The 13,865-nt window shown below is 71.4% G+C and carries 14 protein-coding genes; 4 read left to right on the forward strand and 10 right to left on the reverse strand.

Features of this window, described 5'->3' with window-relative positions; genetic code table 11:
- Positions 1-65: 65 nt before the first annotated feature.
- Both ACZ7LS_RS06320 and ACZ7LS_RS06325 read right to left on the reverse strand, forming a co-directional pair.
- Complete coding sequence (locus ACZ7LS_RS06320; protein ID WP_385132017.1) at positions 66-1,799, reverse strand: C40 family peptidase; 1,734 nt, start codon at positions 1,797-1,799, stop codon at positions 66-68.
- Between the two features lie 220 nt (positions 1,800-2,019).
- Entirely contained in the window at positions 2,020-2,700 is a 681-nt protein-coding gene (locus tag ACZ7LS_RS06325) for an alpha/beta hydrolase (RefSeq protein WP_382520705.1), read from the reverse strand.
- Positions 2,701-2,941: 241 nt separating this feature from the next.
- Here ACZ7LS_RS06325 and ACZ7LS_RS06330 point away from each other — a divergent pair, with 241 nt between their 5' ends.
- Together ACZ7LS_RS06330 and ACZ7LS_RS06335 are read left to right on the forward strand one after the other, a co-directional pair.
- Entirely contained in the window at positions 2,942-4,075 is a 1,134-nt protein-coding gene (locus tag ACZ7LS_RS06330; protein ID WP_382520707.1) for an adenosine deaminase, read from the forward strand.
- 204 nt (positions 4,076-4,279) lie between these two features.
- Positions 4,280-4,627 (forward strand): ATP-binding protein, encoded by a 348-nt coding sequence (locus ACZ7LS_RS06335; protein WP_382520708.1) that lies wholly within the window; start codon positions 4,280-4,282, stop codon positions 4,625-4,627.
- 86 nt (positions 4,628-4,713) lie between these two features.
- Here ACZ7LS_RS06335 and ACZ7LS_RS06340 read toward each other — a convergent pair whose 3' ends face one another.
- From ACZ7LS_RS06340 to afsQ1, 5 genes are all read right to left on the reverse strand, one after another.
- Entirely contained in the window at positions 4,714-4,914 is a 201-nt protein-coding gene (locus tag ACZ7LS_RS06340; protein WP_382531028.1) for a PspC domain-containing protein, read from the reverse strand.
- A gap of 93 nt (positions 4,915-5,007) precedes the next feature.
- Complete coding sequence (locus ACZ7LS_RS06345; protein WP_385132021.1) at positions 5,008-5,616, reverse strand: VanZ family protein; 609 nt, start codon at positions 5,614-5,616, stop codon at positions 5,008-5,010.
- Positions 5,617-5,782: 166 nt separating this feature from the next.
- Positions 5,783-6,487: a hypothetical protein gene (locus tag ACZ7LS_RS06350; RefSeq protein WP_385132196.1), complete on the reverse strand. Its 705-nt coding sequence runs from the start codon at positions 6,485-6,487 to the stop codon at positions 5,783-5,785.
- A gap of 14 nt (positions 6,488-6,501) precedes the next feature.
- A complete protein-coding gene (locus ACZ7LS_RS06355) occupies positions 6,502-8,226 on the reverse strand; it encodes an ATP-binding protein (RefSeq protein ID WP_382669334.1) in 1,725 nt (574 codons plus the stop codon).
- Positions 8,223-8,900, reverse strand: a complete 678-nt coding sequence (afsQ1, locus tag ACZ7LS_RS06360) for a two-component system response regulator AfsQ1 (RefSeq protein WP_173476453.1) — start codon at positions 8,898-8,900, stop codon at positions 8,223-8,225. The genes ACZ7LS_RS06355 and afsQ1 overlap by 4 nt, the downstream gene beginning before the upstream one ends.
- A 193-nt stretch (positions 8,901-9,093) precedes the next feature.
- On the opposite strand from afsQ1, the gene ACZ7LS_RS06365 reads away from it, so the two are divergent.
- A complete protein-coding gene (locus ACZ7LS_RS06365) occupies positions 9,094-9,891 on the forward strand; it encodes a SigE family RNA polymerase sigma factor (protein WP_382875809.1) in 798 nt (265 codons plus the stop codon).
- Positions 9,892-10,067: 176 nt separating this feature from the next.
- Here the strand turns inward: ACZ7LS_RS06365 and ACZ7LS_RS06370 are convergent, their stop codons facing one another.
- Entirely contained in the window at positions 10,068-10,760 is a 693-nt protein-coding gene (locus ACZ7LS_RS06370) for a hypothetical protein (RefSeq protein ID WP_382526719.1), read from the reverse strand.
- A gap of 173 nt (positions 10,761-10,933) precedes the next feature.
- On the opposite strand from ACZ7LS_RS06370, the gene ACZ7LS_RS06375 reads away from it, so the two are divergent.
- Positions 10,934-11,353 (forward strand): hypothetical protein, encoded by a 420-nt coding sequence (locus tag ACZ7LS_RS06375; RefSeq protein WP_382526717.1) that lies wholly within the window; start codon positions 10,934-10,936, stop codon positions 11,351-11,353.
- Positions 11,354-11,414: 61 nt separating this feature from the next.
- Here ACZ7LS_RS06375 and ACZ7LS_RS06380 read toward each other — a convergent pair whose 3' ends face one another.
- Positions 11,415-12,350, reverse strand: coding sequence for an aldehyde dehydrogenase family protein (locus tag ACZ7LS_RS06380; protein WP_382669343.1), 936 nt, complete (start codon positions 12,348-12,350; stop codon positions 11,415-11,417).
- Positions 12,343-13,860: an aldehyde dehydrogenase family protein gene (locus tag ACZ7LS_RS06385; RefSeq protein ID WP_382669346.1), complete on the reverse strand. Its 1,518-nt coding sequence runs from the start codon at positions 13,858-13,860 to the stop codon at positions 12,343-12,345. Before ACZ7LS_RS06385 ends, ACZ7LS_RS06380 begins: the two co-directional genes overlap by 8 nt.
- Between the last annotated feature and the right edge of the window lie 5 nt (positions 13,861-13,865).

Raw genomic sequence — 13,865 nt, forward strand, 5'->3', positions numbered from 1 at the left:
GTGCGCGCGTCGGTGGTGCCGTGCGCGATCAGGACGAAACGGCCTGGCGGCAGGACCGTTGTGGTTCAGATGCGATGGACCGTGCGGAGGGTACGGGCGTACAGACCGTCCCCGTCGAGAGTGGAGGGGCCGCCGAGGTCGGCCATGGTGGGGCCGTCGGGGGTCTTGCGGCTGGAGAGGAAGCGGCGGCGGTCGGCGTGGTCGGTGCCCAGGTAGATCCCGACGTGGTCGATCTCCCCGCTCTCGGACGCTTCGGCGTCGAAGAACAGCAGGTCGCCGGGGAGGAGTTGGGAGGTGGCGGGTGGTTGGCCAACGGCCCGCGCGAGAGTGACGCCCGGCGAGCGGAGCGACTGATCGTGGGAACGGCGGGGCAGTGCGCTCCTGGTGGGATCGTCACCCGCGGCAAGAGGGACGCCGCTGTGGTGGCCGTACACCATCCGGATGTATCCGGAGCAGTCCAGGTTGTCGTGCCAACTGTCGTCCTCCGGGGCGGGGTTGGTACCGCCGACCGGGAAGGTCCAGGGCAGGCCCATGTACTCGTGGAAGTCCGCGCCTTCGCTCAGCGTGCCGTCGGCCTCCGTCGGCCCGTAACCGGCCTCGCCGAGCACCCGCGCACCGCCGAGTGCGACCGAGCGGACCTCAGGAGCGCCCGAGACGAACATGAAGGCGTACGCGAGGACGTCCGGAGCGGTCGACCCCGCCCAGCCCCGTATGGTCCGTTCGAGGGCTGTGGTCCACACGCCGTCGAAGGGTTCGGGCAGAAGACGTATCCACTCCCGGTGCGTCACGGCCGGCGCGACGGCCCAACGTCCTTCGCAGACGCGGAAACGGGTGACGCGCAAGCGTACGGGGAGGTTGGTGCTGCCCGTGGACGCGAGTGCGCGTACCCCGACGCGCCCCTGGCGGAACACGGAGTCGGTCACCTTGGCCGTCCACGCGGTGGGCTCGGCTCCGGCGGTCTGCCAGGCGCGTACCTCGACAAGGTCGCCGGTGCGGCGTACGCGGATCGACCACGGGACGGTGCCGGAGGAACTCGGGAGCGCGACGGCGGGGGTCAGCAGCGTGGTCGTGTCGGCCTGTTCGCGTTCGATCCGCAGCTCCGCGGTGCCGCCGGGGTTGAGGACGACCCGGGCCCGGCAGTGGTTCTTGGTGTCCCGGTAACCGAAGGACAGGGCGAACGACAGGGCCGCGCCCGCGGGTACCCGATCGAAGGAGCCGTCCACGCGGACGTCGACATCCGTGATCATGTCATCGAGGAGCGTCGCGTGCCGGCTGAGGTTCGCGCTGCTCAGGACGATCGTCCCGGCCCCTGGCTGGACGGTGTAGTCGGTATCGGCGCCGTTGACGGTCGACCAGGAGCCGCCTGCGGGCGAGTTGCCCCAGTCGGCGGGTCTCTCCCGGCCGAAGTCGTCCGTGAACGGTTTCTTGTTCTCCACGAACGTCCGCTCCGGGCCGGGCAGACGTACGGTCCGTGCCCCCGTGGTCAACAGGGCGACCTCGGTGTCGCCGTGACGTACGGAGAGCTGGCCCGGTGTGCCGGTCAGCGGAACGGCGGTCAGCGTGCCGAGGCTCAACGACGCGTACGCGGAGGCGTCGTTGCCGGCGATGGTGACTCCGGTGAGGGAGCCGCCCGCCGTCCCGGCGACGGCCGCGGCGGCTGCGGGGGTCACGCCGGGAGTACGGGCGTACGAGACGGTGTGGGGCGCGACGAGCGGGAGGGCCACGGCGGTGCCGAGGGTGGCGATAAGACCACGGCGCGAGAGACGGGAAGGATCCGAGGGAAAAGCGGCATTCGGCATGAAGCGCATGATCGCATCGGGCGGCGGAACCCGCCAGAGCCGGTTGCGCGCCGGCCGGGACCCCGTGGCGCCCGGAGGCCACATCCGCCCGATGCTCGGTTCTGGTATCCACCGGCCCACGGGCCTCGGCGAGCGTGCGCGGCGGGCGCCGCCGGGCCCGCCCCCCCCCGGGCGGACGGCGCCACTGTGAGGACAGGCCCCGGCGGCCGGGAGGCACGGCTCACGGCCGCAGCGACCGCCCGAACCCGGCCGCCAGCGGCATCCGCAGCCCCAGCGGCGGCGGCGCCGCCAGCGCGTCCGCGACCGGCCGGGAGTATGTGCGCGGCAGCAGCGCGCCCAGGACGAAGTCCGCGGCCAGCGCCAGGACTTCCTGGTGGTGCTGGCGCAGCGCGTGCCCGTCGGAGTGGACCTCGAAGCGGCAGGTGTCCCGGTTGACCTTCTTGGCGCGCTCGGCCAGCCGGTAGGACAGCTCGGGGTCGGTGCGCGCGTCGGTGGTGCCGTGCATGATGAGGACTTGACGGTCCGTCAGTTGCCGTACGGGCTCCGGCTCGGCGGCCCGGTCGTCCTCCGGCAGCCAAGGGGCCATCGCGAGCACGGAGTTGACGGCGCGGTGCCCGGCCGCGTGCAGTGCGGCCCGGCCGCCCATTCCGTGCCCCGCCAGGCACACCGGCACATCGCCGTAGCGCCGTACGACCTCGTCGGCCGCCCACTCGGCGTCCGCCGCCAGCCGCGCCCGCGCGCCGTTCCAGCCGCGTCCGCCGTAGTGCACCGCGTGCGCGACCAGTCCCTCGGCCGCGCCGGCCCTGGCGAGGTGGCGGAGGAGGGGCAGCATCCGCGCGTACGCGACGGGGGAGGGGCGCCGGTCGGAGACGGGCTCGCCCTCGGGAAGCACCAGGATCACGCCCCCCACCGCCGCCCCCGCGACGCATGCGCCGAACGCCCGGCCCAACCGTGCCCGTGGCTCCGCGCGACCCGCGCGCGCCGAACCGTCCCGGCCTGCCGTACGTCCCCCCGGCCCGGGAACCGCTTGCTGTCCCATAGCAGAACAGTCTCAGAAGGAGAGGTGTACTCCACCCGTCCGCCCGGTCACTGTTACATATCGACCCCCTACGCTCTACGCGCGTAGGCGTTAGAGTGCGGAGATGACGAGCCAGACCTACCGTCCGCCCAGTGCCGACCAGATCCGCCGCGCCCCCAAAGCCCTCCTCCATGACCACCTGGACGGCGGACTCCGTCCCGGCACGATCATCGATCTCGCACGTGAGACCGGCTACGAGAACCTGCCCGAGCAGGAGTCCGACAAACTCGGCCTCTGGTTCCGCGAGGCCGCCGACTCCGGTTCGCTGGAACGCTATCTGGAGACCTTCGCCCACACCTGCGCCGTCATGCAGACCCGTGAGGCGCTCTTCCGGGTCGCGGCGGAGTGCGCGGAGGACCTGGCGCGGGACGGTGTCGTCTACGCCGAGGTGCGGTACGCGCCCGAGCAGCACCTGGAGCGCGGGCTCACCCTCGAAGAGGTCGTGGAGGCCGTCAACGACGGCTTCAGGGAAGGCGAGCGGCGCGCGCAGGCCGACGGCCACCGCATCCGCGTCGGCGCTCTGCTCACCGCCATGCGGCACGCGGCCCGCGCGCTGGAGATCGCCGAACTCGCCAACCGCTACCGCGACTCGGGGGTCGTCGGCTTCGACATCGCGGGCGCGGAGGCGGGCTTCCCGCCCACCCGCCACCTCGACGCCTTCGAGTATCTGAAGCGCGAGAACAACCACTTCACCATCCACGCGGGCGAGGCCTTCGGGCTGCCCTCGATCTGGCAGGCGCTCCAGTGGTGCGGCGCCGACCGGCTCGGCCATGGCGTGCGCATCATCGACGACATCGAGGTCGCCGAGGACGCCTCGGTGAAGCTGGGCCGGCTCGCCGCGTACGTACGCGACAAGCGCGTCCCGCTGGAGATGTGCCCCAGCTCCAACCTCCAGACGGGCGCCGCCGCCTCGATCGCGGAGCACCCCATCGGGCTGCTCCGCAAGCTGCACTTCAGGGCGACGGTGAACACCGACAACCGGCTGATGAGCGGCACGAGCATGAGCCGGGAATTCGAGCTGCTGGTCGACGCCTTCGATTACACACTCGACGACATGCAGTGGTTCACAGTCAATGCGATGAAATCAGCATTCATTCCTTTCGATGAACGACTCGCCATGATCAATGACGTGATCAAGCCGGGATATGCCGAGCTGAAGTCCGAATGGCTGTTCAGGCAGACCGCTGTGACCAGCTAGTTCTTACCGCCGGTGAGGTGATCGCCGGGATGGGGAAGCGGCCGGGAACACGGAATCCCGGCCGCTTCCGGGTGTTTGCGGGGCAGGCGCGCGGCTGGCTAGTTTGGAGAGCCGCTCGCAATTCCCCCCATTTTCGCCATTCCCCTTCCCTTTCCTTCCCCCTCTTTTTCCGTCACCTCACCTTCCGCAAGGACGACATTCCAGATGAAGCAGTCCGCCATCAAGACGCTCGGCACCGTCGCCCTCGGTGCCGCCTTCGCCGCCACCGCCGCGGGCAGCGCGGCCGCCGCGCCCGCCGCCCCCCAGGCCGGCGCCGCGCTGGACCTCGTCACCAAGACGCTGCCGGTGGGGGACCTCGCCGGCCAGCTCCCCGCGCCCCTTCCGGACGTGCTGACGGCGACCGGGCTGGCCCTGAGCACCGTCCAGACGACCGCCCCGTACGCGATCGACGCCGTGAAGACGGCCAACCCCGTCCAGCAGCTGGTGGGCGGGCTGCCGGTGAACGGCCTGGGCAAGGGACTGCCGGTCAACGGGATCCCGCTCGGCGGCTGAGCACGCGCGCACACAGCGGTGGGGCGTACACCCGGATCCGGGTGTACGCCCCACCGTCATGTGTACGGGCGCCTGTCCGCTGTCGGCTACCAGGCGGTCGTGGCGGTCTTCTCGTCCGGCAGCAGCAGCCACAGCGCCAGATAGAGCAGGAACTGCGGGCCGGGCAGCAGACACGAGACGAGGAAGATCACCCGCATCGTGTTCGTGGACGTACCGAAGCGCCGGGCCAGCGCCGCGCACACTCCACCGAGCATCCGTCCGTGTCGAGGGCGGACCAGACTGGCCATGATGGGCTCCTTCGCGAGACCGTTCGGGAGCCTCTCTCGTCGTGCTCCCCGATGTCTCCATGGTGCGCCGGGAGCCGGGGCCTGAGCGTCGCTCTACGGAGCGATGCCGACCCTGGGAATCGTCGGGGTCGTTCCCTGAAGCGCCTCATCCCGCGTGACGGTGTCCGTCTCATTCTCACGGCTGCCCGGGTGCGACCCGCGGGGGACGCGTGAGACGCGTGAGAGGCGTGAAAGGCGTGAAAGGGGCGGGATACGGGGGACGCGGCGTGGGCCCGTACGGGAACGACGCGCGCGGCGCAGCCGCGCCCTTCCGGCCGGGACCACCAGCAGATGCGCCAGGGCCACCCCCGTCGTGTTGAGCAGCAGCGAGTCGACGTCCACCACCCGGCCCGGCACCCCGGTCTGGAGCAGCTCGATCCCGAGCGAGATCATCGCGCCGGCCGTGACCGTACGGGCCATCGAGGCCCACCCGGAGACGAAGAGGCGGCCGTCGACCATCGGGAGCAGCACACCCAGCGGTGCCAGCAGCAGAAGCCCCTCGCCGATGCGCCGGGCGGCCTGGACGGGCCCCAGCGTCAGATCGGCCTTGATGCCCGCGAAGGGCGTCAGATTGGCCGCGTTCACCCACATGACGTCCAACGGGCGGAGCGTCAGCCATCCCACCAGCATCAAATGCAGCAGGAGGAGAACGAACCCCGCCATACGGAAGCGGATGACGGCACTGCCGCCCGGACCTTGACGCACGCAAGCCAAGACGCGGTGTCCGGCGGGAACGGTTCCGCCCCCGGTGGAAGAAGGGCGCCGTGAGACGGGTATCACCCGTCCGGCCCGCGCCTGCCCCGGTCCGCCACGATCCGGACGAGAGGCCCTACCGGCCCGACGGAGCGGAGGACGCCGCCGAGGACGCCGTCGAGACCGGGCCGAGCGTCGGCACCGGCGCGTCCGGCTGGGCCTTCGTCGCCCGGGTGCAGCCATAGGCGCGCGCCGGATAGTCACCGGGCCCGCCCAGCACGACCTGCCCGTCCGTCGCCTCGCTCTCCGCGAACGTACAGACGATCTGCGCCAACGCCGTCGTGGGCAGATCCTCCGGCTGACGGCTGAGCCGCAGCGCCCCGGCGGGGTCGCCTTCGCGCGACGACGAGATGACCAGCGGCCCGCGTACGGCCGTGCTGAACCCCGCCTCCCGCTCATCGGCGGACGGCTGCGCCTGAAGCTCGTCCAGCAGCCCCTGCGCGATCCGTACCCGGTCGTCGGGGCCCTTGCCCTGCTGGATCCGCGCCGCACGCTCCACCGACGCGAGCCCGGAGGCGCAGACCAGATAGATCCGCGCGGGAACGCCCGGCCGCGCCTGGGTGATGACGTCCTTCCCGGAGATCTCGCACGGCTTCCGGGACGGCGCGGGGCCCGCGTCCACCGGTACCGAGGTGGTCCTGATGCCGCACCCCGCGGCGAGCGCGGCGAGCGCGACCACCCCCGCGAGCCGCCCGAAGGCGACCACGCCGCCCCGCCGCGTACGGCCCCCGCGCCGCGGCCGGTCCGCCCCGGACGTCCGGCTCGCGCCGCTCCCCGTCATCCCGCTCCAGCGCGTCACGGGGCGCCGCCTTCCTCTCCCGGATCCCGGTCGCGGTCACGCTCCGCGGCCTCCGCGCCGTCCGCGCCGTCCCGGGGCAGCCGCAGTACGAACATCGCGCCGCCGTCCGGCACATTGGCCGCGGTGATGTCACCGCCGTGGATATGCGCGTTCTCCTGGGCGATCGACAGCCCGAGCCCGCTGCCCTCGGAGCGAGGCCGGGAGGCGCTCGCCTTGTAGAAGCGGTCGAAGACATGCGGCAGGACGTCCTCGGGGATACCGGGACCGTGGTCCCGTACCTCGATGACCAGCCAGTCGTCCTCCGTACGCACCGCCACCCGCACCGGCGAGCCCCCGTGCTTGAGGGCGTTGCCGATCAGATTCGCCATGATCACATCGAGCCGGCGCGGATCGAGCCGCGCCATGATGCCGCGCTCGGCGTCCAGATCCACCGCGTCCAGCCAGGCCCGTGCGTCGATACAGGCCGTGACCTGGTCGGCGACATCGACATCGTCCAGGACGAGCCGGGCCGTCCCCGCGTCGAAGCGGGTGACCTCCATCAGATTCTCCACCAGCACGTTGAGCCTGCGGGTCTCGCTCACCACCAGCGTCACGGCGGGCGCGATCATCGGGTCGAGGCTGTCGGCCTCCTCCTCCAGGACCTCCGTCACCGCGGTCAGCGCGGTCAGCGGGGTGCGCAGCTCATGGGACATGTCGGCGACGAACCGGCGACTGGACTCCTCCCGCGCGCTCATGTCCGCGACCTTCTTCTGGAGCGACTCCGCCGCCTTGTTGAACGTACGGGAGAGATCGGCCAGTTCGTCCCCGCCCGACACCCGCAGCCGGGTGCCGAACCTGCCCTCGCCGAGCTGCCGCGCCGCCTCGCCCAGCCGCTGCACGGGCTTCAGTACGGTCGTCGCCGCGGCGTGCGCCAGCAGGGCGGAGCCCACGAGCGCGAGCGCCGTGGCGATCCCCAGCGACCAGGCGAGCGAGTTGAGATCGGTACGTTCCTGGTCGAGCGACTTGAACAGATACCCGGTCGGCCCGCCGCCGATGATCCGTGTGCCGCCCACCAGATAGGGCGTGCCGCCGCGCTCCACGCGCTGCCAGAAGACGTGGTACGGGTACTTGTTCCCGGACGTGACCTTCTGCTTGTCGTTCACCGCGTCCTGGAGGGACTTCGGTACGTCGTCCATCGTGAAGGTGTCCGGATCGGAGACGCCCACGATCGGCTTGCCGCCGTCGCGCGTGCCTATCAGCAGCACGCTGTAACCGGGGCTCTCGCCCGCCATCAGGGCGGCCGTGCTCTGCAACTCCGTCTGGGTCGGCCGCAGGGGCAGCTCCGCGGCGCGGTTCTGCATCTCCTGCTGGAAGTCCTCCAGGGCCGAGTCCTGGGTCCTGGTCAGTACGGCCTCGCGGTTGAGCCAGTACGCGATGCCCGAGGCGGAGACGGCGGCGGTCAGTGCGACGGCCGCGAAGACGACCACGAGCCGCAGCCGCAGACTGGTCCAGCGGAGCCCCGCCAGAAGCGCCCTCTTCGCCGCGCCGGCCCTCGCCTCACCGCCCGCGCGGCGGCGCGGGCGCCGGTACGGGTCGATGCCCTCACCGAGATGCGCGCCGTACGCGTCCTGTGCGCCGTACGCGTCCTGCGCGGCGGACACCTCGCGGGTGCCGCGCGCGCCACGCGCGTCGTTCTCCGGCGGGCCGCCGTCCGGCCCGCGCCTCCTGGGCACGTCGGTCACGAAGGCGCGTCCAGCCGGTATCCCACGCCGCGCACCGTACGGATCAGGGTCGGCGAGGACGGCACGTCCTCCACCTTCGCGCGCAGCCGCTGCACACACGCGTCCACCAGCCGCGAGTCACCGAGGTAGTCGTGCTCCCACACCAGCCGCAGCAACTGCTGCCGGGACAGCGCCTGGCCGGGCCGGCGGCTCAGTTCGAGCAGCAGCCGCAGCTCGGTCGGCGTGAGCTGGAGGTCCTCGCCGTTCTTGGTGACCGTCATCGCGGAACGGTCGATCACCAGGCTGCCGAACGTCGCGGAGTCCGTGGACTCACGCTCGCCGCGCCGCAGCACCGCGCGGATCCGGGCGTCGAGCACCCGTCCCTGGACAGGCTTCACCACATAGTCGTCGGCCCCGGACTCCAGACCGACCACCACATCGATGTCATCGCTGCGCGCGGTCAGCAGGATGATCGGCAGCTGGTCGGTGCGCCGGATGCGCCGGCACACCTCGAAGCCGTCGATCCCGGGCAGCATCACGTCCAGCACGATCAGATCCGGCCGCTGCTCCCGCAGCAGTTTCAGGCCGTCCTCTCCCGTCGCCGCGGTGGCCACACGGTGGCCCTGGCGTGACAGCGAGAGTTCGAGGGCCGTGCGGATGGCGTCGTCGTCCTCGATCAGCAACAGGAAAGGCACGGAGGTCATTCTGTCCCATGGGGGGACCGGAGTTCGACCGCCGGTGCGCTCCCCACTCATTCCCCACGCGTTTCACAAGCCACGAAGTCCCCTGTGACAGGGCTGTGACAGACGGCGGACAGGGCCATGAAACTGCCCCGGCAAGCTCATTGGCACACGGAACGAACCAGACTCCACCGACGGGGGGCGCGGGATGAACGCACTGCACGGCACGACCTCAAGCGCAGTGGTCACGCGTCTTCATGACGTCACGCGGAGCAGCGAGAAGTCCGGCGCCGTGAACGGGCGGGGGTGCGTTCGCGGCGCCGGGCGTCAGCACAAGCCGTCGTACATGACGGTGGTTGACGCGGACCGCACGGAACGCTCGGACCGTGCGGGCAACGGGGGACATCCGGGCAACGGGGGAAACAGGGCCGCCGCGTACGGGGAGGCCACGGGGGAACGGACGGTCCTGACGGAGCGGGCGGACGCCGAAGCGGCGTTCACCGCGTACGTCCAGGAGCGCCGCGCCTCCCTGTACGCGACGGCCTACCACCTGACCGGCGACCGGTTCGAGGCCGAGGATCTGCTGCAGAGCGCCCTCTTCTCGACCTACCGGGCGTGGGACAGGATCAGCGACAAGGCCGCCGTCGGCGGCTATCTGCGCCGCACCATGACCAATCTGCACATCAGCGCCTGGCGCAGGCGCAAGCTCAACGAGTATCCGACGGAGGAGCTGCCGGAGACGGCGGGCGACACCGACGCGATGCGCGGCACGGAACTGCGCGCGGTGCTCTGGCAGGCGCTCTCCCGCCTGCCGGAACTCCAGCGCACGATGCTCGTACTGCGCTACTACGAGGGCCGCACCGACCCGGAGATCGCGGAGATCCTCGACATCAGTGTCGGCACGGTGAAGTCGAGCATCTGGCGGTCGCTCCGCCGGATGCGCGAGGACGAGGTCCTCAGCTTCGGCCGTGACGAGGAAGAGTCCTTCGGGGAGCTCGTCGCCTGAAGGCTGTGGGGGGAAGCACGGGGGAAGCACAGGGGGATCAGGGGATCAGGGGATACGGGGGTACACGGGGGATACCGGGGGGACACAGGGCAGGAAGCGGGATCGCACGGGCCTGGGGGGCTCGTGCGGTCCCGCTTCCCTGTGCCCGCGCCGGCGCGGGGCCTTCCGCGCGGGGCCTACGGGCGACTGGTCGCGGTCGGCGACGCCTCGGGATGCGCCGGCCTCGTGGTGCGCGCGGCCCTTTCGGTACGCGGCCTGACGCACTGCCCGGCAGCCGCCGCGGCGATCCGGCCCAGCGCCTCCGCCTTCGCGCACGGATACGCGCCCAGCGCCGTCTGCCGCCCCACGATCGCGCGCTCCGCCCGCATCAGCCGCCAGCCGCGCCGCAGCAGGAACGCCACCGACTTCCGGCCTTCGCGCAGATCCCGCAGCAGCCGCCGCCGGAACGTCGTCGACGGACGGCCGCGCAGACAGAGCGCGTCCGCCAGCACGCCCAGCTCCTGACAGCGCGCGACGATATCGGCGGCGAAGATGCCCTCCGCGAGGAACACCGGCGTGCGCCGGATGTCGAGGGCCTCGGTGTCCACGCGCGAGCTGGTCGCGATCGAGTAGACGGGAACGGTCGTACGTCCCGTACGGCACAGCTCCACGACCGCCGCGACCGCCGCGTCCGCGTCCCAGGACCGCACCGAGTCCCAGTCGACGTCCGAACTGCCCGCCACCAGCGGGAGCGTGGGGTCGTCGCCCTCTTTGTAGAAGTCGTCCAGGCGCAGCACGGGCAGACCGGTGCGGGCGGCGAGGGACGATTTTCCCGAGCCGGAGGGGCCCGTGAGCAGCACGACTCGGGTCGGAAGGGTTGCGGAGTTCACGGGACACCAGTGTGAGGCATGTACCTGCTCAGGAAACCCCCCGGGGACCGATCGGGCGGGATAGGGGCGTCGGGTTCGGCTGGTTTGGCGGGTTTATTGGTATCGACACCCCCGCCTCAACTACTCTGCGTGTCAGTCCGATTACTCATCGATCACGCCAGGCGGGAAAATCCATGGCACGTCACGCAGCTTCCTTCTCTCCCCGGCGCACTCTGCTCCGCGCCGGTCTGACCGTCACCGCGGCGAGTGTGGTCCTCGGCCTCGGCGGTACGGCGGCCCAGGCGGCGGATCCCGCCGCCCCCACGCCCGCGACGGACTCCGGCGAGCAGCTCTCCGAGTCCTACATGGCGGCGGGCCAGGCCCTGACCGGCTCCGTCGGCTATGTGCTGGGCCCGCTCACGGATCTGAAGCTCTATCCGCTGGCCAAGACGGGCGTGGATCCCCTGGACAACGCGGTGGGCACCCAGATCGCCGACTTCAAGCCGGTGTCCACCGCCCCGCTGACCGCCCCGGTGACCGAGGGCGCGGCGCTCAAGGACGTGCCGGTGCTCGGCCCGGTGCTGGGCACGGCGACGGGCCTGCTGACGGGGTGACGGGGTGTCGACGGCCCCGTTTTCCCCGAAGTGGGGGAAGACGGGGCCATCGTGCGACGGCTCAGTAGGACGAGCCCGACGCGCCGAGGCTGCCCGTGGGATGCCAGACCGTCTTCGTCTCCAGGAAGGCCGTCAGCCGGCGGGTACCGGGATCCGCCGACCAGTCGGTACGGCCCGCGCCCTCCGGGCGCAGCACCCGCTTCAGATTGTCCGCCGCCGCGACCTCCAGCTCCTTGGCGAGGGCCTCGTCCGCGCCGGTCAGGTCGATCCCGTTGACGTCCTGGTGCGCGGCGAGCGGGGCCGCGATCTCGGCGGTCCTGCCGGAGAGGATGTTGACCACGCCGCCCGGGACGTCGGAGGTGGCCAGCACCTCACCGAGGGAGAGCGCCGGGAGCGGGGACTTCTCGCTCGCGACGACGACCGCGGTGTTGCCCGTGGCGATCACCGGCGCGATGACCGAGACCAGGCCGAGGAACGAGGAGTCCTGCGGCGCCAGTACGGTCACGACCCCGGCCGGCTCGGGGGTGGAGAGGTTGAAGAACGGCCCCGCGACCGGGTTCGCGCCGCCCACCACCTGGCTGATCTTGTCCGTCCAGCCCGCGTACCAGACCCACCGGTCGATCGCCGCGTCCACGGCCACGGCCGCCTTCGGCTTCGACAGGCCCTCGGCGTCCGCGACCTCCCGTGCGAACTGGCCCCTGCGGCCCTCCAGCATCTCGGCGACGCGGTAGAGGACCTGGCCCCGGTTGTACGCCGTCGCGCCCGACCAGCCGCCGAACGCCTTGCGCGCCGCGACGACCGCGTCACGGGCGTCCTTGCGGGACGACAGGGGGGCGTTGGCCAGCCAGGTGCCCTTGCCCTCCGCGCCGGCGGCTGATGTCGCTGCGGTCACTTCGTACACCCGGCCGCTCTCGCTGCGGGGGAACTTGCCCCCGACGTACAGCTTGTAGGTCTTGAGGACACTCAGTCGCGTCACATCGGACTTCGAGTCAGACATTGAGGTACGCCTCCAGGCCGTGGCGGCCGCCCTCGCGGCCGTACCCCGATTCCTTGTAGCCGCCGAACGGCGAGGTCGGGTCGAACTTGTTGAACGTATTGGCCCAGACGACACCCGCCCGGAGCTTGCTCGCGACCGCCAGGATGCGGGAGCCCTTCTCCGTCCAGATGCCGGCCGACAGTCCGTACTGGGTGTTGTTGGCCTTGGCCACGGCCTCCTCGGGCGTACGGAACGTCAGCACGGACAGCACCGGGCCGAAGATCTCGTCGCGGGCGATGGTGTGCGCCTGCGTGACGTTCGTGAAGACCGTGGGCGCGAACCAGTAGCCGGAGGAGGGCAGTTCGCACGCGGGCGACCAGCGCTCGGCGCCCTCCGCCTCGCCCGCGTCGGCCAGCGCCGTGATACGGGCCAGCTGCTCGGCCGAGTTGATCGCGCCGAGGTCCGTGTTCTTGTCCAGCGGATCGCCGACGCGCAGCGTGGCCAGCCGGCGCTTGAGCGAGTCCAGCAGCTCGTCCTGGACGGACTCCTGTACGAGCAGTCGCGAGCCCGCGCAGCAGACCTGGCCCTGGTTGAAGAAGATGCCGGTGACGATGCCCTCGACGGCCTGGTCGATGGGGGCGTCGTCGAAGACGATGTTCGCGCCCTTGCCGCCCAGTTCGAGCGTGGCCCTCTTTCCCGTACCGGCGATCTCGCGCGCGATGGCCTTGCCGACGGCGGTCGAGCCGGTGAAGGCGACCTTGTCGATGCCCGGGTGCGAGACGAGCGCGGCGCCCGTGCCGCCGTCACCGGTCACGATGTTCACGACGCCCTTGGGGAGCCCGGCCTGACGGCAGATGTCCGCGAAGAAGAGCGCGGAGAGCGGGGTCGTCTCGGCGGGCTTCAGAACGACCGTGTTGCCGGTCGCCAGCGCCGGGGCGATCTTCCACGCGAGCATGAGCAGCGGGAAGTTCCACGGGATGATCTGGCCGGCGACACCGAGCGGGCGCGGTGCGGCCCCGCCTCCTCCGTCTGTCGTCCTCCGGCCGAACCCCGCATGGCCGAGCTTGTCGGCCCAGCCCGCGTAGTAGAAGAAGTGCGCGGCGACCAGCGGGAGGTCCGCGTCGCGGGTCTCCCTGATCGGCTTGCCGTTGTCGAGCGTCTCCAGGACGGCCAGCTCGCGCGAGCGCTCCTGGATGATCCGCGCGATACGGAACAGGTACTTGGCCCGCTCGGCGCCGGGCAGCGCGGACCACTTCTCGAACGCCTTGCGGGCGGCCCTGACCGCGCGGTCGATGTCGTCGGCGCCGGCCTGGGCGACCTCGGAGAGGACCTCCTCGGTGGACGGGCTGACGGTCTTGAAGACCTTGCCGTCGGACGCCTCGGTGAACTCGCCGTCGATGAAGAGCCCGTAGGAGGGCGCGATGTCGACGATCGCACGGGATTCGGGCGCGGGAGCGTACGCGAAGGCGGACGCGGAGCCGAGCGCGGAACCGGAACCAGATGCGGATGCGGATGTGGGTGCGGATGCCATGGTGA

The sequence above is a fragment of the Streptomyces sp. NPDC039430 genome (assembly GCF_055639435.1).

Excerpts from the sequence above, each read along its gene's own strand:
- ACZ7LS_RS06320 (WP_385132017.1), bottom strand. The coding sequence starts at position 1,799 with ATGCCGAATGCCGCTTTTCCCTCGGATCCTTCCCGTCTCTCGCGCCGT.
- ACZ7LS_RS06330 (WP_382520707.1), top strand. The coding sequence starts at position 2,942 with ATGACGAGCCAGACCTACCGTCCGCCCAGTGCCGACCAGATCCGCCGC.
- ACZ7LS_RS06345 (WP_385132021.1), bottom strand. The coding sequence starts at position 5,616 with ATGGCGGGGTTCGTTCTCCTCCTGCTGCATTTGATGCTGGTGGGATGG.
- ACZ7LS_RS06335 (WP_382520708.1), top strand. The coding sequence starts at position 4,280 with ATGAAGCAGTCCGCCATCAAGACGCTCGGCACCGTCGCCCTCGGTGCC.
- ACZ7LS_RS06365 (WP_382875809.1), top strand. The coding sequence starts at position 9,094 with ATGAACGCACTGCACGGCACGACCTCAAGCGCAGTGGTCACGCGTCTT.
- ACZ7LS_RS06375 (WP_382526717.1), top strand. The coding sequence starts at position 10,934 with ATGGCACGTCACGCAGCTTCCTTCTCTCCCCGGCGCACTCTGCTCCGC.
- ACZ7LS_RS06385 (WP_382669346.1), bottom strand. The coding sequence starts at position 13,860 with ATGGCATCCGCACCCACATCCGCATCCGCATCTGGTTCCGGTTCCGCG.
- ACZ7LS_RS06380 (WP_382669343.1), bottom strand. The coding sequence starts at position 12,350 with ATGTCTGACTCGAAGTCCGATGTGACGCGACTGAGTGTCCTCAAGACC.
- ACZ7LS_RS06350 (WP_385132196.1), bottom strand. The coding sequence starts at position 6,487 with ATGACGGGGAGCGGCGCGAGCCGGACGTCCGGGGCGGACCGGCCGCGG.
- ACZ7LS_RS06340 (WP_382531028.1), bottom strand. The coding sequence starts at position 4,914 with ATGGCCAGTCTGGTCCGCCCTCGACACGGACGGATGCTCGGTGGAGTG.